The sequence below is a fragment of the Helicobacter sp. genome (assembly GCF_029067145.1).
Lineage (GTDB): Bacteria > Campylobacterota > Campylobacteria > Campylobacterales > Helicobacteraceae > Helicobacter_D.
The window spans coordinates 1-21,007 of the sequence record NZ_JAIEFA010000070.1; the positions used below are offsets into that span (position 1 = coordinate 1).

A 21,007-nucleotide genomic window follows, 5' to 3' on the forward strand; every position below is an offset into this window, starting at 1 on the left:
GTGTTATTATTTGCCATTAAGCTATTTGCGCTAAATCCTAGAGCTAAAAACGCAACCATAGGAAGAAATTTTGGCTTTAGACATTTGTAATCTTGATTGAAAGATTCGGTATAGGAATCTAAACAGGTTTTCATTTGAACTCCTTTTGTTTTGTTTTCTTTAACTCTATATTATATCTTAATTATGTTTAATAAACAAGGTGAAGCGCAAAGTTTATTTTGGGTTTTGTGAGAGGAAAATCTCATTTTCTAGCATTTTGAGTTCCTCTGCGCTAAAGCCTGCTTGCAAACGCGCATTAATGTTAAATTGTGCGTTGGCTTTGGGGAAAGAAAAATGATAATTTTTAAGAATCTCAAAATATTTTAAGGCTCGTTCCTTTGGGGCAATCTTTTCTTGTTCGCATACAAAATGAAACCATACATTGCCTTTGGATACATGCGCAATTTCATCTTGCAAAATTATCTCCAAAGTTTCTAAAAGCTCTCTTTTAATGGCGTGATGACTGCTTTGGACTTTGGCGCATAAAAAAGGATTAACATCTAAGCCCACCGCTTCCATTCCGCGTGGAATGAGTGCGATTCTATCTAGTAAAACATTACAATTTTTCATAGAATCCAAGAGCAAAGTATGCACGCCAAAATCTCCATATCGGAAACCTAGAATCTCCAAAAGTGCATTGAGTGCCAAAAAATGCTTTACTTCCTCGTTAGCGACTTCTACCCAATCACGATAAAATGTAAGTGGCAGATTCCTAAAACGATAGGCGCAGTCTAGTGCTAAATCAATCGCAGAAAATTCAATGTGCGCAACAGAATGCAAAAGATGCGCAACATTTAAATCTGTTTTTAGATACTTGCCTTGTGGAACTTTGTGAGGAGGGACAATCGGGCAAAAATGCGCGAAAGTCGGAATCCCTAGAGGCAAAATAGCTTGCTGGTGTTCTATGCTGAAGTTTGAAAAATTTTGCCAAATTTCTTGCGTTAGCGCACATTTCTCTTGCGCAGTTTTGGCATTTAATGCGTCAAAAAGCGCAGAAAATAGCTCGTGCGATTCCATATTTTCTCTTTAAAATACAGCTTTTAAGCCAATTAGAATCATTTTCACACCCATTGCCATAATAAAAACAAGCGCGATGCGTGAAAGCACATGCAAGGCGAGTTTGCCTAATATGCGTTCAATGCTAGCGGCAAAGTGAAAAAGCCCAAGCATAAAGGCAAAAGCCGCAATCACCGCAAAAATCGTGAGCATTAAGCCTTTTTCCTCCGACAAAACAACCACCGTAGAAAGCGTCCCGGGACCCACAAGCATAGGAAATGCCATAGGCACAATACTTTGATTGAGCAATTCACTTTTACTTAAGCCCTCGTGTTGTTGCATTTCTTTGTGGGAGGGTAGTAATAATCCCTTTGTGCTAACCAAAATGAGCAAGAAACCTCCTGCAATGCGCAAATGATTTAAATCTATTTTAAACAAAAAAGTCATAATAAAAGGACCTGTGAGCAAAAATAAAATCACAATGACAAAGGCGACATAGAGGATATTGCGAAAAAGACTTTGGCGCATTGTAGTTTCTAAATCGTCTGTCATAGAGATGAATTGCGGGAGATTGCCAAAAGGATTGAGGACGGCAATAATTGTAATAGCAATAAGCAAAAGGCTATAAAGTTGAGATTCTATTCCAGCAAACATTTTTTCTTCTTAAAATGGAGTTTTGAGAATTTTAGTAAAATTAAAGCGAAAAATCAACCTTGTTTTTTTGGATTCTTTTAGGCGAGAAGTTATTTAAATTTGGAATCCCTAATGGATTTATTAAGAAAGAATGGTTAGCACTTAGAATCTTAAAGATTCCAAATGCTGAAGAAGTGAAAAGCAGATTAAGCTTTCTTTTCGCTTACGATTTCTACGATATTGTCTCCCACCATTACAGCAATTTTTGCCATAAATTCTTCAGGGCTTGTAAATCCTACGCAAGAGCAGTTGATTTCGCCCAAAATATAGCGGTCTGCGCCTTTTTCATCGGTGTCTAGGATAAAGTCTGCCGTCCAAATGAGTGGCAAGTCATAATTACCAAGTTTGCTTTTGATTTGTGGAAGTTGTCCTAAGAACCAATCTACTAATGTTTGCCAATCTTTTGGCTCATCGTAGCGATATTTTGCACCACTAAAGAGGGTAGCACTAAATGCGTCGCCTCCTTCGGCTGGTTTTTTATGCACAACATAAACAGGAGTTTTGTAAAGCATAAGGATTCTAATCTCACCCTCTTTGATACGAGGCAAGAAAGTCATATCTACAAGCATACCATTATCACCAACCAAATAATGCTCGCAGAAATCCATAAATTCACCTAACTTGCGTTCTTCAGTGTGATTGTCTTTTGCCTCTGTGCAGATGATTTTTGTATCTAGTGGGAGGGATTCTACTTTATTATAATCACTGCTAGATTCTAGTCTTACACGCCAAATTCCCTCGCCTGTTGAACCACGATTTTGTTTTAAAACTCTTTCGCCTTTTGCAAGGGTTTTAGGAAAAGTTTTCTTGAAATCGTGTTTGTCACTGAAAGTTACTCCGATTCTTTTTGCTTCTGCTGGGTCATAATACGCATAAGTATCACTAGGCACTAAAGGAGTGTCTGCTAACTTTGTCAAAGCGTCTTTTGCTCCATAACCAATCATCGCGTCAGGGTGAGGCATACCCACAAGTCCATCAGCGCAAAGTTTGCGTAAAACATCAAAATAAAGTTTTTCTTCTTTTAGATTTCCGGGATTTACACGAGAAACATATCCATCGGCACTCTCGCGCACTTTTTTGTAAATCTCTTCTCTCTTGCTAGAATCACGCAATGCTTCATCTGTAAGTTGCACAACTTCTGCATTCCAACCCTTTGCTTTAAGAGCATCTACCATTGGCATTGTGTCTTTTCTGTGTCCATCTGCACCTTTATCACTACCGCCTACTGCTTCAAAAAAGACAATATTCTTTTTCATATTTCCTCCAAAAATTAAATTATGATTTATAAAGGTATCAAAATAAGGCTTAAAGTTTTTATTTTTAGGGTAAATTTAATTGGATTCCCCTTATTAGCGCGTTACTAAATGATACAAGACAAAGTATTGTATTTTCTTGTTATTGTGAGTTTTTTATTTCGTATATTCAAGGAAGGGCTAACGAAACAATGGAACACAATCCCGCAAAAAGATAAAATTAATGGATTGATTGTCGCACAAAATGCCCGCTTTTTCCTCCGCTTTTTTCCACCAAATAAATTTCACTTAAAACCATTGTTTTGTCTATTGCCTTGACCATATCATAAATCGTAAGCAGTCCAATATTAACGCCCATTAAGGCTTCCATTTCCACGCCGGTTTGTCCATAGGTTTTTACGCGCACTTCCAAAACAAACGCATTTTCACTTGCAATTTCTATCGTTTCACACTTCACACTTGTTAAGAAAAGAGGGTGGCACATAGGAATCAGCTCGCTTGTGCGTTTCGCACCCATAATCGCCGCAATGATTGCAGTTTGTAGCACTGCGCCCTTTTTTACTCTTTGTTCTTTGATTGCGCAAAAGGCTTCATAGTTCATCGTGATTTTGCCCCTTGCGATTGCCTCTCTGTGTGTGGAATCTTTTGCCGAGACATCTACCATTTTGGGATTTTGTCGTTCATCTAAATGTGTAAGTTCCATATCTTTAACCCTTTATAATAATTTGTAAATGATGATTTTGTCATTTTTTAACACTTTTTGGAATAGATTTTTATCCAAATTTTCAAAAAATAAACCTTTAAGATAAAAACTTTCCAAATAAGATTCCGCGCAAAGCAGAGTTTTTCCATTGGGCAAAAAGACAGCTACAAGTGAGCTTTGCGTATCAAAGATTTGTGTTGTATGCTGCTTTAAATCTATGCTTTTAAGAATCTTAAAATGCAAGTTTTGTGTAGCAACCTCGCCTGTGTTTGGATTTAAGGTAATATTGTTTTTGAAATAAATCTTATCCTTTGTTGCTTCAAGAGAAAGTGCAAAAAAATCAAGACTTTTTGGCTTTCCATTACTTAAATCCACTTGGGAAAAACGCATTACATTGGGGAAAATCTCAAGCATTCTCCAAGGCAAAATAAAATAAAGCTCACTAGGGGAAGATTCCCACTCTTGCTTGTTTTTAAGGTTTTCTAATGTGTTTGGAATCCCGAGCGTTTGAAAATGAGATTCCAAAATCTCGCCCTTTAAAAGCATTTTGGCTAGATTGTAGCTTATCCTCTCTTCTTTTGTGCTAAGCGCAAGGCTAATAGGAAAATTTTGCATTCCTGAATGCCTCCCGCCATCTACAAAGGTTTGTAGGTCACTAAAATAATGCACAAAATAGCCATAATCCCACCAAGTGAGTGCAAAATCTCCCTTTTTGGTAGGAATAGAGCGCAAAATCTCTGCTTCGCTTGCTTCCAAAATCGGAGCAACGACATAATTTCTAATATGCCATAAATGTGGCGCAATCGCAAGTAAAATCAAGCAAGTAAGCAGAAAAAAATTTGGGATTCTGTATGGAAAGTTTTTTAAAATTTCTTGGAGTTTAAAAAGCAAAAATCCCATTCCAAGCGCAGAGAGAGGCACAGCATAAAAGCTAAAACGTAAGCCTTGCACAAGAGCAAAACAGCCAAGAGCCAAAAAGGGCAGAAAAAGAGCGAATCTTTTGTTATTGAAAATCAATCCAAAATAGCCCAAAATACCTAAAATAAACCAAGCAATTCCACCGCTAACACGATAGGCAAACTCGCTAAAATCAATGCTAGAAACTTCTGCAATGGAATCCAAAACATTAAAATAATACAATCCTGTATTTGTAGCATCAGGCATTCCAGCGAAATAACTGCTTAAATAATGGCTTTGCAAAAGGCTTGGCGAAAATTTCCATAATAAAAGACTTAGATTACACAAAAAATAAAGAAAAAATAAAATCTTAGGAATTGGAAAGGTTTTGTGTAAGAAACCTAAGAAAAATCCCAAAAAGAATCCTAAAAATACCCAAATCCAAATTAATTTTGGGAAAAAAGCACTGAAAGTTAGAATCGCAAATAAGCCTAAAATAATCCATTGCGTTGGAGATTCCTTTGAGGATTTGCTGCATAAGTCTTTCAAGAAAAAGCACAATAAAATCAAGAGATAACCCAATAAAATATAACGCAAATGGGAATAATACAAAAGCGAAAAAGCACTCAAAGAAAAGAGAATCGCAAAATCTAATGCTTTTTGTGTCCTAAGAGTGCGTAGAATCATCGCCCCAACGCCAAAGCCCAAAACAATAACAAGCATATCTGTATCATAATAACCAAACATTGTGCGATTGTAATAACTCACGCTCATTGCGCTTAAAAATCCGCTGAATGCGCACGGAATCGCTCCAAAATTGCGCGTCAAAGCCATTAGAGGAAACACAATCAAACTGCCAAAGATTGCGGGGAGGGTGAATAGAATCTGCTCCAAATTAAAGGGCAAGCAAAGGGCAAGGAATGCAGTCAAGAGAGAAAGAATCTCGCTTGTGGATTTATAAAGGCTTGGGTGAGGGGGGTTTGAAAGAGTCAAAAAGCCTTGCAAATACTCTTGAATGCTTTGCCAAATAGGAGATTGCCAAATCTTCCAAGTGAAAGATTGCCAAAATTCTTGATAAAGTCTTAAGAGTTCTTTCGCGCCTTGTGCGTAGAAATAACCATCGTGCGTGTTGAGTAAAGGGGCTTGATTGTAAAAATATTGTGGATAGGCACTGAGCGAGAAAGGATAATAAAGCCGAAATGCAATGCAAAGAAAAAAGACAAAAAATGCTAGACTAAGAAAGGATTTAAAGCGCATTCTTTTCCCGCGATTCTTTTTGTAGTTTTTTGACTTGTTTGTAAAATGCTATCATTCCGCCTTTGTGGATTGTTTTGCAGGCTTGAATCAAGCTCGCACCTAAGCGATAGGAGAAAGTTTGCTTTTCGTGGATTGCGCTTTTATAATCCTCATAAGATTCCAAAGGAGGGAGTTTTAAATGGGGGGATTTAGCAATAATTTGCGCATAAAATCTTGCTTCTTGCCTGTGTTTCAAAGCAATAAAAGCAAGAATAAAAGGCAATTTTAAGCAACCCCAAAAGCTTAGATAGTTTTGAATGATTGCATAGCCTAATTTGTAGGAGAGATGATAACGAATCCTCTCATAACCATAAGTTGTGTTGGCGATAAATCCCTTTGTATTTGGGCTTCCGCCTGCATCTAGCCATTGCTTATAATACAGATTCCATTCTTGCCAGATTTGATTGCAAAGCCGATTGTTCCAAAAGCGATTTTTTGAACCATACGCGTGAATCAGGATAGGATTTTGATTTTTGCGCCACAGCACGCTTCCACAATAACGATTGTCTAATACTTTAGTTTTTAATTTTTTTTCAAAAATCAGCAAAGAGAAAATAGCTTGGTCGTTTAGCGTATGTTTTGCGCTTTGGGAATAAATAAAATCATAACATTCTAGCGGATTTTTTAAAGTATCGTTAAAAACAATAATCCCTGTTCTGTATATTTCAAGATTCGCAAACTCTTGCGGCGCAGAAGGTAGGCTTGCTTTAAGCTTGTTTTTACCACGATTGGCGGCTAGCATATAATCTCCCATTAAATGCTTCAAATGTCTAATTTCGTGGAGTAATAAAATATCAAAATCCAAATAAATGACGCATTCGCATTCTTGTAGGTATTTCAAGCCTTCAAAACAGGCATAAACCATATGCGTCCAACGATTCAAAAAGGAATCATTGCTCAAATCTATGGGCGTTTGGCGGTAGGCATTGAGTTTAGCGATAAAATCCTCTTTGGTAAAAGTTGCAAATTTAATCTCACTCGCTCCAGCGATTTGCTTTAAGGCTTTTTTGTCGCTCTCGCTAAAACCATCGTGAATCAAGTAAAAAATATCCACCTTTTCGCCTTTTTCATTGCATTTTGCCTTGATATTCGCAAGAAGCGTGCCAATCACAAAGGCAGAATCGCAAGTCGCACAAAGCAAGATTCCTAATGGGTATTTTTTCATTGATTTGTCCAAGTTTGATAATTGATAGTTTTTAGCGATGTAAAAAGATATTTTATAATAATTTTTGCAAATTTTCTAAACAATGCAATAGAATCTTAACAAGTGAGATTCTGTATTATAGATTGCCACGCCAATAAATCAGCTCGCAATGACAAAGGAAAAAACACGCAAGGAAGATGCGGGATTTGTTTTTAGCCTATAAGGACGATTATGCGTTATCTTGCGGTTTGTGAGGATTTTTTGAAAAACCACCACAGCCGCAGCCACAACCCTTATCTTTCTTAGGGTAAAGTTTATAGCCAAAATATAGGAGCGCACCAACGAAAATAAGTCCTAAAATAAAAGTTTCCATTTAACCTTCAAAACAAGATTCTATGAGATTCATAGAATCTTAAAATTTAACCATTAAAACGCATAAACAATTTCTACTTTGAATTGATTTCTATCTTCTGAATCTGTTTGCGGAGAAATATAATTTCCGCTGCGCTCGGTTTTCAAAAACGCATAATAGACATAGATTTCTAAGTTTTCATTGTATCCCCAAGTAAAATTTGGGGTAATTTCATAAAAGTCAATGTCTGTTGTAGTGCGACTTGGAATATCTTTGACTTTATTTTTACCATTGACATAATCTATTCCAATATTTAGATTTTCAAGCAAATCATAAGACAAAGACGCATAAAAGACATCTAAGTCTTTTTCTGTATTTTTGTTGATTGCGCCCCCAATCGCAGAAAAATTCACTCCTGTGGCGTCGTAATTATCAAACCAAACCGCGCCCGCCATTTGCAATGCACCCTCATCGTCCAAAGAGACTGCGAAATTATCTTTTGTGTTGGTAATGTAGCCAAGATTAAAACCTAATGGAATCTCTAATTTTGCTAAATCTACACCGGCTTCAAGGCTGATAAAGTCGCTTTTTGTTTGCATTTTATTATAAGCTCCACCCAAAGCTTGCACGAGAGTTGCCACCCCAGAGCTTTGTGTTTGTGCGTAGGCGTATTGTCCGCTTAAATGAAAGAAATCTTGATAGAATCCGAGTTGATAAAAGAATGCGGAATCCACAATATCATCGATATGGAAATACCAAAGTTGTGATTCTATGTTACCAAAGTCAAACTCCCAATTCCCAATTCCCGCAAGCAGATAGAGCGGTTTAGTAATGCTTGCTTCTTCTGGTAAATCGTCTTTTAAATCATCTAATGCCCAAGAGTCAAACGCCCCTGCGACTAAACTAACGCTAGGCAAATCACTATTAACAATCAAAATACCCGTTCCTCTATCCTCTCCCCCGTCATTTAAAGGCGTATCTAAGCGCATTTTTCCAAGAGTGATATTTGTGCTTGTAGAATCCGGTGTAATCAAGGCATTAAAGGTGCTTACACCAAAACTATTGTCCTTGCCAGAACCTAACCCATAACCCAAAAAGGATTCCGAATTGTCTATTGTGCCATCTTCGTTTAAATCCACGCCTTTGCCGTGATTTGTATTTTGAGAATTTTCATAATAAATTCCGAGATTAAGTGCGAGATTCTCTGAAGCAGGGATTTTAAACTCTGCTTCTGCGTGCCAAGTATGCTCTACATCGCCGCTTTTTTCGCCGTCCTTGTTAAATTGAGGATTCCTAAAACGATTATCTTCATATTCATAACGCAAAAATCCGCTGATATCTATTCCCTTTATTGCTTCCTCTAAGCTTTGCGCATTTGCGTTTATCGCAAGAGCCAAAAGCCCCACTAGACTTAAACTTGATTTTTTAATGTTCATAAAAACTCCTTTATTACTAAATTTCAATCAAGGTGATTAAAAATGAGATAGAATCTTAAATCAATAATACTTAAATAATAATAATTATCATAATGAAATTTTAAAAATTTGAGGATTTTTCCTAAAAAACTTGAAACCAAGAGTTCATCTTGCTTAATTCATAATTATATTTGGTATAATGTGCCGAATCTTTTAATTTTAGGAGTGTTTAAATGAAAAAGTATTTGAAAAAGATTTCTAACCCAAGCATTGTGGGTGCATTTAGTAAAAGCGGTTTAGGATTAGCCGCTGTGCTTCTTATTGTAGGTTGTGGTAGCTCACAAGAAACAGATAAAAGTGGCATTCAAGAAGCGGTTAAGAAAGGCGTAACCGTTACGATTGAAAAACAACCCGACGGAAGTTATAAGATTCTTGACGAAGTCCCAAGCGCGCAAACACGAGTAATTTTGCGAGAAAATGGACAAGAAAGAATCCTAAGTCAAGCAGAAATCGACCAAATCATTGCAGAGGAAAACAAAAAAATAGAAGCAGGCACTTCACAGCTTACCAACCCAACAGGCGCAGGATTGTCTCTAGGAGAAACAATCTTGGCAAGTGCGGCGGGTGCAGTTTTGGGAAGCTGGATTGGAAGCAAGCTTTTTAATAATCAAAACTATCAAGCCCAACAAAGAACAAGCTATAAAACCCCACAAGCCTATGAACGTTCTCAAAACTCTTTTAAACAAAATGCAAATGCAAAAACAGGGACAACGGCGGGGAAAAGCGGGTTTTATTCTCCAAATAACACAGGCTCTACGCAGAATCGCTCCACAACAAGCACAAGACAAAGTTATGGTGGCTAAAAATGCAGATTTTAAACACGCAACCGCTTAATAATGCAGATTTGGAGGATTTAGGGCTTAGTTGGCATACCGATGTAGATTCCACACCTTATGTCAGCGATGAGATTATAGAAATCAGTGAGGAAGAAGCGCAAGGATTCTATAATGCGGCAAATGAGCTTTATGATATGTATGCAGAAGCGGGGCAATATGTCATAGACAATGATTTGTTTTTTGAGCTTGGAATCCCCTTTAATCTTGTAGAAGCTATTGAGCGAAGTTGGGAGGAGGAAGTGCATTGGCATTTGTATGGACGCTTTGACTTAGCAGGAGGATTGGATGGCAATCCAATTAAGCTCTTAGAATTTAATGCGGACACTCCCACAATGGTGTATGAAAGTGCAATCATTCAATGGGCACTTTTAAAGAAAAATGGTTTTAAAGAATCCTTACAGTTTAATAATCTTTATGAGGCATTAGGAGATAATTTTAAACGAATGATTACTTTAGGAGAGGATATTTCTCATTTTAACGAAATTTATGAGGGTTGGAAGATTCTTTTTTCTAGTATTTCAGGAAGTGAGGAAGAAGAACGCACGGTAAGATTGCTAGAAGTCATTGCTAAAGAAGCAGGGTTTGAAACAAATTTCTGCTATGCGCACGAAGCGATATTAAATGAGACAGAGGGCTTAAGCTTTGAGGGGACAAATTACGAATTTTGGTTTAAATTGATTCCTTGGGAAAGTATCGCAGTAGATGAGCCAGAATTAGCACAGCTAATGACTGCTATGATTGCAAACAAAAACACAATCTTTCTAAATCCTGCTTATACTTTGATGTTTCAAAGTAAGCGAATGCTAAAAATTCTATGGGATTTGTTTCCTAATCACCCCTTATTGCTTGAAACTTCCTATGAGCCGCTTAATCAAAAGCAGGTTAAAAAACACGCCTTTGGCAGAGAAGGAGAGAGTGTAAGTATTTTGGATGCACAAGGAAAGATTCTAAAAAGTTGTAGCGGAGAGTATGACAACTATCCCGAAATTTATCAAGCTTTTGCGACACAAAACCATCATAATGGAAGCCTTTATCAGCCTAATGTTTTTTATGCTTACGAAGCTTGCGCATTGGGATTCCGCAAGGGCGGAGAGATTTTGGATAATATGTCCAAATTTGTAGCACATAAGATTCGGTAAGACAAAATTCAAGGCTATTTTTTAGGGTTTTAAATTATTGCATAGCTTTTTGGCTGTGGTATTTGTGAAGGAAAAAAATGGAATCTTTAAATCATCTCAATAGCATTAATGACTTCAACGAAGCAAAACAAGTCATTCCCGGTGGCGTTAATTCCCCTGTTCGTGCCTTTAAAAGTGTGGGTGGCACGCCACCTTTTATCACCAGCGGGCGCGGCGCATATTTGATTGATGAGGACGGCAATCGTTACATTGACTTTGTGCAAAGTTGGGGACCTCTGATTTTTGGACATTGCGATAAGGATATTGAAGAAGCGGTGATAGAATCCGTGAAAAAAGGCTTGTCTTTTGGCGCGCCCACGACTTTAGAAACAGCGCTTGCAAAAGAAGTCATCAGCATTGTAGAGGAAGTAGAAAAAATCCGCTTCGTTTCAAGCGGAACAGAAGCAACAATGAGTGCGATTCGTCTTGCGCGTGCCTTTAGCGGCAGAGAGGATATTATCAAGTTTGAAGGTTGCTATCACGGGCATAGTGATTCTTTGTTAGTCTCTGCTGGAAGTGGAATGGCAACCTTTGGCAACCCTAGCTCACCGGGCGTGCCGCAAGATTTCACGAAGCATACATTAGTCGCGCAATACAACGATTTGGCAAGTGTGGAATCCTGCATTGCCCTAAGTCAAAAGCAAGGCAAGGGTGTTGCTTGCGTGATTATTGAACCCATAGCAGGAAATATGGGGCTTGTGCCAAGCGAAGTGGAGTTTTTGGAGGGGTTAAGAATGCTTTGTGATAAGCACGGGATTCTATTAATCCTAGATGAAGTGATGAGCGGTTTTAGGGCGAGCTTGTGCGGTTCGCAAGCCTTTTATAAAGTGCGAGGGGATTTGGTAACCTTTGGCAAAGTCATTGGAGGCGGAATGCCGGTAGGCGCATTTGGCGGGAGAGCGGAGATTATGGATTTGCTTTCTCCCAAAGGTGCAGTTTATCAAGCTGGAACTTTGAGCGGAAACCCTGTGGCAATGAGTGCAGGGCTTGTTTCCTTGCGCAAACTAAAAGAGGATTCCAAAATTTATGAGAGATTGGAGGGCTTAGCCTTAAAGCTCGCGCAAGGGCTAGAAAGCCTCTGTGCAGAATTTCAGATTCCTTTGCAAACCTGCGTGCGCGGAAGTATGTTTGGATTCTTTTTTAACGATAAAAAGGTAAGAAATTTTCAAGACGCACTGAAAAGTGATACAGAAATGTTTGCGCGCTTTCATCAAGGAATGTTGAATAAGGGAGTTTATTTTGCCGCTTCGCAGTTTGAAACAGGATTTATTTGTGCGGCAATGAATGAGGAACTCATTGAGGGCGTGTTGGAGAGGGCAAGAGAGGTTTTGTTGGAGATTCGCACTTATGGAAAGTAAGCAAGATTTGCAAGATTCCAATCAAAAAATAGGCGAGGGGGAATCGCAGAGTGTGGATTCTAAACCCAAAGAGGAATTAAAATACAAAGATGCGCTACTAGCATATTCTAATGCGACATTAGGAATCTCAATGGTTGTCGCGGTGCTGATTGGGGTAGGGATTGGCTATGGCTTAGAATCACTCTTTGGCGTGCGCTGGCTCTTTTGGCTAGGCGTTGTGTGGGGAGTGTGTGCGGCGATTTTGAATGTTTATAAAGCCTACAAGCGTCAAAAGCGCGAACTAGACGAGCTCGCAAAAGACCCAAAATACGCCTACAATGCAAACAATCCCAAAGCATTTGATGATGAGGACGATGATTAAAGGCAAATGAAAAAATTCTCTTTGCTATCTGCCTTTATTGTGTTCGTTTGCTTGTGCTTGTGGATTGGCTTTGATGGAATCTTTGCGCTGAATTTTGCCTTTGCGATTCTGTCTTTTGTGCTGATTGTCTCTATCGTGTTTTATGCACAAAAGCGCAAAATCCAAAGTCTGATTCAAAATGCAAGCCAAGAGGAACTAGAAGCCTTGAGTGAAGCGTATAAAAGCAAACAAGAAAGATTGCAAGAGGAAGAGGAGGAGTTTTGGGGGGAATTAGAGGTGCAAGAGGATTCTAAAAATCTTGCACAATCCACGCAATCTACACGAACAGAATCCAAGCAAGTGCAATCCGCACAGCTCACACAATCCGAGCAAGCAGAATCGCAAAGGAATTTTAAGCCGCCAAAAACGCTAAAAACTCGCTTTTGGCACAATTTCAGCGCGCAAAACACCAAAACAGGCGCGAAAATATTTTTTTATCCTCTGCGGCTTTTTGCGTATGGATTCCTTATTGTCGGAATCTTATTTCTTATTTCACAGCAATTTTTTAATGCTTTAGCCTTTTTTAGCGGGCTAGTCTTTGCAAATATTCTTGTCGTGCTGTTTCTCTTTATGAGAGACTAATTTCTTGTGCAATTACTGATTAAGATTCCATTGTAAAGTTTGACACTTATGCAAGATTATGAATTGTCAAGATTCCTTGCAAAATCTCGCAATGACGCTCGCTTTTTACCTTGCCCACACCTGCAAATCCAAATCCTACCCATAGGACATACAAAAACAAGGAGAATCCTAAATTTTAAGGATTTACGACCTTACACTTCCATATTTAAGTGGTTTTGCGCAGTGTTTTGCAAGGATTCTTGCATTTTATTTTGAATTGTCTGCATATTTGCCCCGCTAACTCTAAAAGTGAAATGCAAATTGCTATCTTGTTTATCAACTTGTGCTTTTTGCAGTGATTCTTTCAATGCCTTTTGCTTCTCTAATCGCTTTTGTTCTTGTTTTTCTTTTAATCTCTCCTCCTCTTGTTTGCGCGCTGCATTCTCTCTTGCGATTCTGCCATCAGGGTCGCTTGAGCCGCTTGTTATCATCGTGATTTTTCCTTTGGCGTCTATGCTGTAACTTACCTGCGTGAGAGTTCCTGCAAACATTCCTGTATTTAAGGATTGCATTGCTTGCAAATTCTCCTCTAACCACTGCATTTTTTCTGGATTTTTCAGTGCTTCTTGCAAGAAAGCAGGGGATACATTAATGGAAGCGGGGATTCCCTCAATAGTCTTACCTGCCTGATTAAGCCCATATTTTTGCTTTAATTCCTCTTGCAACTCCTCCAAAGTTTGCGGCTTTTTAGAATCGTTGGTGATAGTTGTAGCTGCCATATCCTCTGTTTCAAAATAGCTGACGAGTTTTGCTCCTAATTGCCGCTGCGCATTTGCCTTTGCTGCTTGATAACCGCTTGTGTTTGCGTGAATGGGATTCATCACTACTCCTAAGAATTAATTTTAGGAATATATCGGCTTTTTTAAAAAATTTATAACTAATTCATAATTTCTGTTGTGTTTTTTAGTTTTTGTTTGTCAAAATGCGTGTAAATACGCGAAGTATCCAAACTCGCGTGCCCAAGTGCTTCTTGGACTAGCACCAAATCTTGGCTTTTTTGATAGAGTAGGGTGGCAAAACTATGCCGCAGCATATGCGCGCCATTTTTCTCCTTACGGATTCCATTTGTAAGCAAAACTTGCTCAACAATGCGACTTATATAGGCTTGAGTAAGATTTTTGCCTTTTTGATTACAAAAAACCAAATCGTCTTGCACTTCGTTAGGGCGAGAGTTTATCCAGCTTGAGAAATCGCAATCAATATTTTTTGCTTTTATCATTACGACGCGTGGCTTATTGCCTTTGCCACGCACTTGAATGATGAAAAATTCCCCATCTAGCATAATGTCTTTGATTTTCAGATTCAACGCCTCACTGACGCGAATCCCTGTATAAATAATGATTTTTAATAGCAGACGATTGCGTGCGCCCAAAGATTCGTGTTTAAAGGGAAAACAATCAATGCCATTTAAGAAGCGGCGCACTTCATCTTCATTCATATAAGAGGGCAATTTTTGCCCACTTTTACCGCGCAATCCGCCCCAATTTTTGAGTTCAATATGGAAATTATAAGAAGCCCCTTCGTCGTCTTCATTTTGTTTATCAATGAAACTAAAGAAATTTAAAAGTGTCATACGATAGTTTTTTTTGGTTGCGTCTGAAAGTGCGCTTGTATGGATAGTCAAAAACTCCTTAAGCATTTCTTCATCTACTTCTTTTAGGCTCGCAAGCCCCAAATAATTTAAGTAATCATAAAGTTTTAAAAGCGGCTGAATGTAAGTGTTAATACCAATTAATCCAGCATTACGACATTGTTTGCAAATTTCTTTCAAACCTTGAATTTCTGTGATTCCACGTCTTAATTGATTCAAAGCAGCAATGATTTCCTTTTTGTCTTTTACTTGATGATTGGACAAGCTATTAAGTTTGCTATAAACAAAACGTTCCATCCAAAATAATAAATTATTGGGAAAATCATCTTTGAAATCAAGCGGATAACGCATTATAAATCCTTAAATAAAATAAAGTTTAATAAAAATGAGTTTTTGATTATAGCAGAAATCTAGGATAAAAATTTTAAATTTTGTATTGAAAACTATAATTTTCAAACTTTTTTATTTGGAATCGCAAAAATATGCTTGTGGATTCTATGCACTCTATTTTTTAATTTTTGTCCATTTTTTTGTTCTTGCTCTAAAGTTTTTTGAGACTTTTACGATATTATAATATATTTAAAATTTTGGGAGCGAAAAATGGCAATTTCATTTCAAAACAACAATCCGTTTGGCACTTTTAATAATCCTTTTGCGAGCAATACATTTGAGAATCTCAAGCCACATATCAAGCAAAATGGCAGAGAATCTAGCACAAAAGAATCAAAAAAAGTGAATGAAAACATAGGAAATCAGGCGACAGAAACAACGAAAAACCCATTGGACGCATTAAGGTCAAGTCTCACAAGCAAGGTTTTGGGTGGGCTTTTGAACTTTGGGCTACAAAATGCAAAAAATAATGTAGCAAATTTGCATAATCTTAGAACTCTGCCCAATGAAATGAAGCCAAAAGAGGAGCAAGGCAAGCCTCTAACATTTTCAAATCCGCTAGACACTTTAAAGGAAGTTACAAAACGAGATACAAGCAAAAATACGCCTGAATTAAATGAACTAACATTTCTCAATGGCGACAAAGCAGGTGCTATTGGCAGTGTGAAGCCAGAGGATATAAATATTGTCCATGCAAGTAGCATTGAAATCCAAGAGAGTATCACCTACACAATCAGCTATGATAGTGCAAGTGGGCAGTATGCACAAAGCCTCTCCTACTCCTCCTCTCTAGTTGCAAATTTTGATTCTGAAATCACAGATAAAAATGGCAACACTTTCATTTCGCGCACACAGCTTGTAATGGGCAAAAGTCTTGAAAGTCAAATCACAGGTGGTGTAGAGAGTGTCAATGACACACTTAAAGGTTTCTTGGAGGGACAAAAATTTGCACTAGAATATGATGGCGAACTAGACGAAGAAAGCTTCAAAAACAGCGGATTAGATAATATGCTTTTGATTATGGATAGCAAGAATAATGCTATTGCAAATGCCTTTAAAGAAGTTTTGGGACAGAAAAATGACTTCGGTAAAGTCTATGGAAGAGCCGATGAAGAGCTAGTTTCACTCTTTGAAAATTTGCATAATGTCTTAAGCTCGTCTTTGAATATTTTCTTGGGCATTGGCGAAAATACCGATTCCAAAAACGCACTAAGCAATATTGGAAGCTTCAGTGCAAAGGAATACAATCTTAGCATTACTACCGCAAAAATTGACGCCCAAAAGGTAGCACAAAATGAACAACAATGGCGGGCAAAAGAAATAGAAATTGAAAGTTTGGAGCTTAGTTTCTTGAGCGCAAATTTACACACAAGCTCTTTTACATTTAATGCTTAAGAGCTTGAAACAAATATCATAAAGGTTACAAAATGGCAATTTCATTTCAAAACAATTCATTCAAAAATCCTTTTATTACAGCAAGCGGGTTTGAGAATCTTAAGCCAAGAATGAGTAAAGAGCAAACAAGCGATGCGGAATCCAAAAATACAAAAACAGACACAGAAGATAAAACAATCACACTCAATAATGAAGTCAAGCAAAAACTGCTAAATATTAGCCCCATAGATAAAGCGCAAAATAGTCTAGCCAATGTAATGTTGAGGAATCTAGCGGACGCACTAGAGGGTGGATACAATGAATATGTTGAATTAATGCTAGATAGCATTATCCAAAACTCCAAATTACCCGCTTCAAGTGCTAATGCGCCGGGCGGCTCTAAAGGAGGCGTGTATATAGGTTCAATCTTTAATACCGCAAGTGTTGAATTTACACAAAGCCTCACCTATACTTTAAGCTACAATAGCCAAAGCGCAGAATATTCACAAAGTTTGCAATATTCCACTTCTTTTGTTGCAAGCTTTAATGCGCAATTTACCGACAAAAATGGCAATAAAATGAAGACACAAAATCAATTCGCATTGGGCAAGAATTTTGAAAATCAACTCACTAATGGACAAGAATCCATTTCCTCTGCCCTCAAAAATCTTTTAGAGGGACAAACTTTTAATATAGATTTTGATGGCGATTTCAACGACTTTGGCGAGAGTTTGCAAAGCGGGCTTAATAATATGCTTTTTTTGTTTGAAACCAACAATTCTTCTGCTAAAACACAAGAAAAATCTAGCTTGCAAACAAAAGAAGATAAAGTGGATTTTCTCCAGAACTTGATTAATTCTAGCCTTGAAATGTTTGTTGGGATTCCTAAAGAAAACCAAAACAACCCTGTCCTGCAAGATTGGCTTAAAAGCTCGGATACACTCACAATTTCCGCTTCTTATGAACATTTAAGTGCGCAGTGGATTGGCAAAAAAATGAACAATTCCGAATCTGGGATTTGGTGGTATGGTTCTTATTCTTCTGGGAGCGCGACTTTGAAAATTGAAGCTTAAATTTCAAGGGATTCTATCCCTTGTTTCTTATTTTCTTACTCCCCTACTCTCTTTTGCTACGCTTTTTCCTTTGCCCTACCCTTAAATTAAAAATCAAGTTCGTGCGTGAGGTTTTTAAACTTAATATCCTCTAATTGTTTTTTGATATGCTTATTTTCCTCATTTAAAGAATCTAATTGTGCTTGAAGTTGAATGAGATTGCGACTTGCATAATAGATATTGTTGCGGATATAAATTTTAGGCATAAAGAGCAGCAAGGTTGCAAACATTGCAATCAATAGCATACATACAACCTTAAATGGAATCTCTTTAGAGCTGAAATCCACTGCCAAAACCGCTTCTTTTTCTTGTGGATTTAAGCTTGTTGTTTGTGGCGTTTCTGCATTAAGGGACAAATCCACCTCTTTTGTTTTTAGCATTAAATCATCTAACAAAACAAGATTTTCTTTGGAATCTTGAAAAAACAAATTTTCTTGAATTGTTGGCGTAGAATCTTGATTTATTTTTTGATAACGTTCCTCTAAAAAATCTAAATTTTCTTCTAGGATTTCACTTTCTTTTTTGGTAAATCTCTCCCAAAAGCTACATTTTCGTATTTTATCTTTTTGCTCTAAGCGCAAATTTTCATAAGATTCCATTATTCCACACTTCCAAATTCAAAACTACGTAATTTTGCACTGCGTGAGCGTAGATTCGCGCTTATCTCCTCTTTAGGGGCGCACAAAGGTTTTTTGTAGAGATTCCGCCCCTTTTGATGATTGTTTCCGCAAACACATCGTATCGCCCCACTCCCGCAAATACATTTTCTCTCCCATTCTTTAAAGGCAGTTTTAACCAATCTATCCTCTAGCGAATGAAAAGAGATAATAGAGAGCCTTGCCCCTTTTTGTAGCGGGTGATTTTCTATGTTTTCAAGCAGACGCTTGAGTTCTCCTAATTCATCATTTACTGCGATTCTTAAAGCTTGAAAGGCTTGTGTTGCAGGGTGAATCTTTGGGTGCTTAAAGTGCTTGGCAATAAGGGAGCTTAAGGCTTTTGAGCTTGTAATTTTCTCTGTTTTGCGTGATTCCACAATCAAACGCGCAAGCTTTTTATACTCCCTAATCTCTCCAAAATCTCTAAAAATTTGCTCCAATTGATTGGGAGTATAATGATTTATGATTTCTTTTGCATTTAAAATTTGTTCTTGATTCATTCGCATATCCAGTGTTTCTGAATCAAAGCAGAATCCGCGACTTCTATCATCAAATTGCAAAGAAGAAACGCCAATATCTGCCAAGATTCCAATAATGTTTTTGTGTGATTCCACATTCTCCAAAAGTTGCTTTAGCACCTCGCTATATCTACCAAATTGATAAGAAAATCTCTTTCCAAACCCTCTTAATCGCTCACTAGCAAAAGCAATAGCGTTTTTATCTTGGTCAATTCCTATAATTTCAAGTTCAGGATAAGCCCTTAAGAGTGCCTCACTATGCCCCCCAAACCCCAAGGTGCAGTCAATTAGCACCCCACCCTTTTGTATTAGGGGTGTTTGGAAAGATTCTACGACTTGATTTAATAAAACAGGAATATGTGGAATATCCATTGCAATCCTATTCTTGCAAGCGAGAAATTTGCGCACCCAATTTTGTGAGCTTTGCTTCCAAATCTTCATAGCCTCTATCCAAATGATAGATTCTGTGAATGTTTGTTTCACCCTTTGCAACAAGACCTGCAAGCACTAAGGCGCTAGAAGCGCGTAAATCTGTCGCCATAACATCTGCACCGATTAATTCGCTGATTCCATAGATGGTTGCAGTATTTCCTCGCAAACTAATGTTTGCACCCATTCTTTGTAGCTCACTTACGTGCATAAAGCGATTTTCAAACAATCTTTCTTCAATAATACTACTTCCCTCACATTGTGTTGCAAGTGCCATAAATTGTGCTTGCATATCTGTGGGAAATCCCGGATATTCTGTCGTAGAAAGCTCGAAGCAATTGCGTTTTTGAGCGGGATAAATCGTAATGGAATCGTAGTTAAAGGTGAGTTTAAAGCCAATCTCCTCTAACTTAGAGATGACTGCCCCTAAATGATTGGGATTAATTTTGTGTAAGGTGATTTGAGAATTTGTAATTGCGCCAGCACAAAGATAAGTTCCTGCTTCAATGCGGTCTGGAATCACGGCAATTTTTTCTGGTAATTTTAAGCCCTCCATATTTGTTCCATAGATTTCAATCTCATCACTCCCGATTCCATTAATCTCCACGCCACTTTCTTTTAGAATCTCGCAGAGTTGGACGACTTCAGGTTCTTTAGCTGCATTGATAATCGTTGTTTTGCCCTTTGCCATTGCCGCCGCCATTAGGATATTTTCTGTGCCTGTAACCGTGATTTTATCAAAATTAATCGTTGTGCCTTTCAATCCCTCTTTGGCAGTTGCGACAATATAACCTCCCTCAATACGAATCTCTGCACCCATTTTTTCTAATGCTTTAATATGCAAATCCACCGGACGCGCACCAATTGCGCAACCTCCGGGCAAACTCACTTCACAATGTCCAAATCTCCCTAAAAGTGGTCCTAAAACCAAGATAGAAGCACGCATTTTGCGCACAATATCATAAGTTGCTTTTGTGCTGTTGAGTTTGGAGATTTCTACGCTTGTTGTGTGGCTATCTATTTCGCAAACTTCACAACCTAGCATATCTAGGAGGCTAAAAAATGTCTTAATATCCACGACATTAGGCAAATTTTCAAGAATAACTTTTTTTGTCGTAAGCAAGGTTAATGCAATGAGGGGCAAGGCAGAATTTTTCGCTCCTGCGATATTGATTGCTCCTTGCAAACGCGTTTCACCCTTTAATGCTAAAAAATCCATTATACCTCCTTTTCTTGATTTATCATTTCTTTTTGCCTTTTTTCTCATCGCGATTTTTCAATGCTTGACCAATGACGGTTTCAATTTCTTTTTTGAAGTTTGGATTGGCTTTAACAAGATCTTCTCGGTAATTTACCACGCGGTCAATGTCCATTTTGGGACACCACGAAAGCGCACCGATAAAATCAAGTCGCCCTTGATATTCCTTACTCTCTTTTCCTATATCCCCAAAATGCAAGAAATGTTGATTGAAAGCGGCTAATGCTTCTTCTAATAATTCTTGTTCAGAATTTTCATCTTTAAAAATAGAAATAAGATAGTTGATGTTATGAAACTTTTTTTCTCGTCCTCTTATCACTGCAAGATAAGCTTGGATTCTTTCATAAATAATAAATCCACCCCCAAGCAGGAAAAATGGCATCATCAAGAGACATAAAAACAGAAAAATAAAAAGATAAAAATTAAAACTATACATTT

The 21,007-nt window shown here is 37.8% G+C and carries 21 protein-coding genes; 7 read left to right on the top strand and 14 right to left on the bottom strand.

Annotated elements, in window-relative coordinates; all coding sequences use genetic code 11:
- Nucleotides 1–213: 213 nt before the first annotated feature.
- The 8 genes from K2N75_RS07100 to K2N75_RS07135 all read right to left on the bottom strand — a co-directional run bounded on the left by K2N75_RS07100 (nucleotide 214) and on the right by K2N75_RS07135 (nucleotide 8,809).
- Entirely contained in the window at nucleotides 214–1,056 is an 843-nt protein-coding gene (locus K2N75_RS07100; RefSeq protein ID WP_297679807.1) for a ferritin-like domain-containing protein, read from the bottom strand.
- Between the two features lie 9 nt (nucleotides 1,057–1,065).
- Complete coding sequence (locus K2N75_RS07105; protein WP_297679806.1) at nucleotides 1,066–1,689, bottom strand: MarC family protein; 624 nt, start codon at nucleotides 1,687–1,689, stop codon at nucleotides 1,066–1,068.
- Nucleotides 1,690–1,874: 185 nt separating this feature from the next.
- The gene (locus K2N75_RS07110) at nucleotides 1,875–2,984 is read right to left on the bottom strand and encodes a Cj0069 family protein (protein WP_297679805.1); all 1,110 of its coding nucleotides are present in this window, start codon (nucleotides 2,982–2,984) and stop codon (nucleotides 1,875–1,877) included.
- A 217-nt stretch (nucleotides 2,985–3,201) separates the two neighbouring features.
- On the bottom strand, nucleotides 3,202–3,684 hold the full coding sequence (gene moaC, locus K2N75_RS07115) for a cyclic pyranopterin monophosphate synthase MoaC (protein WP_297679804.1): 483 nt from the start codon (nucleotides 3,682–3,684) through the stop codon (nucleotides 3,202–3,204).
- Between the two features lie 12 nt (nucleotides 3,685–3,696).
- The gene (locus tag K2N75_RS07120) at nucleotides 3,697–5,838 is read right to left on the bottom strand and encodes an STT3 domain-containing protein (RefSeq protein ID WP_297679803.1); all 2,142 of its coding nucleotides are present in this window, start codon (nucleotides 5,836–5,838) and stop codon (nucleotides 3,697–3,699) included.
- A complete protein-coding gene (locus tag K2N75_RS07125) occupies nucleotides 5,828–7,114 on the bottom strand; it encodes a glycosyltransferase (protein WP_363318442.1) in 1,287 nt (428 codons plus the stop codon). The genes K2N75_RS07120 and K2N75_RS07125 overlap by 11 nt, the downstream gene beginning before the upstream one ends.
- Before the next feature lie 136 nt (nucleotides 7,115–7,250).
- Nucleotides 7,251–7,394 carry a FeoB-associated Cys-rich membrane protein gene (locus K2N75_RS07130; RefSeq protein WP_297679801.1) on the bottom strand — a complete coding sequence of 48 codons (144 nt, stop codon included), beginning with the start codon at nucleotides 7,392–7,394 and terminating at the stop codon, nucleotides 7,251–7,253.
- Between the two features lie 53 nt (nucleotides 7,395–7,447).
- Nucleotides 7,448–8,809, bottom strand: a complete 1,362-nt coding sequence (locus tag K2N75_RS07135) for a major outer membrane protein (protein ID WP_297679800.1) — start codon at nucleotides 8,807–8,809, stop codon at nucleotides 7,448–7,450.
- Nucleotides 8,810–9,021: 212 nt separating this feature from the next.
- On the opposite strand from K2N75_RS07135, the gene K2N75_RS07140 reads away from it, so the two are divergent.
- The 5 genes from K2N75_RS07140 to K2N75_RS07160 all read left to right on the top strand — a co-directional run bounded on the left by K2N75_RS07140 (nucleotide 9,022) and on the right by K2N75_RS07160 (nucleotide 13,202).
- Complete coding sequence (locus K2N75_RS07140; RefSeq protein ID WP_297679799.1) at nucleotides 9,022–9,651, top strand: UPF0323 family lipoprotein; 630 nt, start codon at nucleotides 9,022–9,024, stop codon at nucleotides 9,649–9,651.
- A gap of 2 nt (nucleotides 9,652–9,653) precedes the next feature.
- Nucleotides 9,654–10,823 carry a glutathionylspermidine synthase family protein gene (locus tag K2N75_RS07145; RefSeq protein WP_297679798.1) on the top strand — a complete coding sequence of 390 codons (1,170 nt, stop codon included), beginning with the start codon at nucleotides 9,654–9,656 and terminating at the stop codon, nucleotides 10,821–10,823.
- A gap of 77 nt (nucleotides 10,824–10,900) precedes the next feature.
- Nucleotides 10,901–12,220, top strand: coding sequence for a glutamate-1-semialdehyde 2,1-aminomutase (gene hemL, locus K2N75_RS07150; protein ID WP_297679797.1), 1,320 nt, complete (start codon nucleotides 10,901–10,903; stop codon nucleotides 12,218–12,220).
- 52 nt (nucleotides 12,221–12,272) lie between these two features.
- Nucleotides 12,273–12,581, top strand: a complete 309-nt coding sequence (locus tag K2N75_RS07155; protein WP_297679808.1) for an AtpZ/AtpI family protein — start codon at nucleotides 12,273–12,275, stop codon at nucleotides 12,579–12,581.
- 6 nt (nucleotides 12,582–12,587) lie between these two features.
- Nucleotides 12,588–13,202: a hypothetical protein gene (locus tag K2N75_RS07160; protein ID WP_297679796.1), complete on the top strand. Its 615-nt coding sequence runs from the start codon at nucleotides 12,588–12,590 to the stop codon at nucleotides 13,200–13,202.
- Between the two features lie 191 nt (nucleotides 13,203–13,393).
- Here the strand turns inward: K2N75_RS07160 and K2N75_RS07165 are convergent, their stop codons facing one another.
- Complete coding sequence (locus tag K2N75_RS07165) at nucleotides 13,394–14,062, bottom strand: hypothetical protein (protein WP_297679795.1); 669 nt, start codon at nucleotides 14,060–14,062, stop codon at nucleotides 13,394–13,396.
- Between the two features lie 56 nt (nucleotides 14,063–14,118).
- Nucleotides 14,119–15,183: a tyrosine-type recombinase/integrase gene (locus tag K2N75_RS07170; RefSeq protein ID WP_297679794.1), complete on the bottom strand. Its 1,065-nt coding sequence runs from the start codon at nucleotides 15,181–15,183 to the stop codon at nucleotides 14,119–14,121.
- A gap of 249 nt (nucleotides 15,184–15,432) precedes the next feature.
- On the opposite strand from K2N75_RS07170, the gene K2N75_RS07175 reads away from it, so the two are divergent.
- Both K2N75_RS07175 and K2N75_RS07180 read left to right on the top strand, forming a co-directional pair.
- Entirely contained in the window at nucleotides 15,433–16,617 is a 1,185-nt protein-coding gene (locus tag K2N75_RS07175; protein ID WP_297679793.1) for a hypothetical protein, read from the top strand.
- Nucleotides 16,618–16,649: 32 nt separating this feature from the next.
- Entirely contained in the window at nucleotides 16,650–17,669 is a 1,020-nt protein-coding gene (locus tag K2N75_RS07180; protein ID WP_297679792.1) for a hypothetical protein, read from the top strand.
- Nucleotides 17,670–17,755: 86 nt separating this feature from the next.
- Here K2N75_RS07180 and K2N75_RS07185 read toward each other — a convergent pair whose 3' ends face one another.
- The 4 genes from K2N75_RS07185 to K2N75_RS07200 are packed head-to-tail and all read right to left on the bottom strand — an operon-like array spanning nucleotide 17,756 to nucleotide 21,005.
- Complete coding sequence (locus tag K2N75_RS07185) at nucleotides 17,756–18,307, bottom strand: hypothetical protein (protein WP_297679791.1); 552 nt, start codon at nucleotides 18,305–18,307, stop codon at nucleotides 17,756–17,758.
- The gene (rsmH, locus tag K2N75_RS07190; RefSeq protein WP_297679790.1) at nucleotides 18,307–19,254 is read right to left on the bottom strand and encodes a 16S rRNA (cytosine(1402)-N(4))-methyltransferase RsmH; all 948 of its coding nucleotides are present in this window, start codon (nucleotides 19,252–19,254) and stop codon (nucleotides 18,307–18,309) included. Before rsmH ends, K2N75_RS07185 begins: the two co-directional genes overlap by 1 nt.
- Nucleotides 19,255–19,261: 7 nt before the next feature.
- Complete coding sequence (gene murA, locus K2N75_RS07195; protein WP_297679789.1) at nucleotides 19,262–20,530, bottom strand: UDP-N-acetylglucosamine 1-carboxyvinyltransferase; 1,269 nt, start codon at nucleotides 20,528–20,530, stop codon at nucleotides 19,262–19,264.
- A 22-nt stretch (nucleotides 20,531–20,552) separates the two neighbouring features.
- Complete coding sequence (locus K2N75_RS07200; protein ID WP_297679788.1) at nucleotides 20,553–21,005, bottom strand: hypothetical protein; 453 nt, start codon at nucleotides 21,003–21,005, stop codon at nucleotides 20,553–20,555.
- Nucleotides 21,006–21,007: the final 2 nt, after the last annotated feature.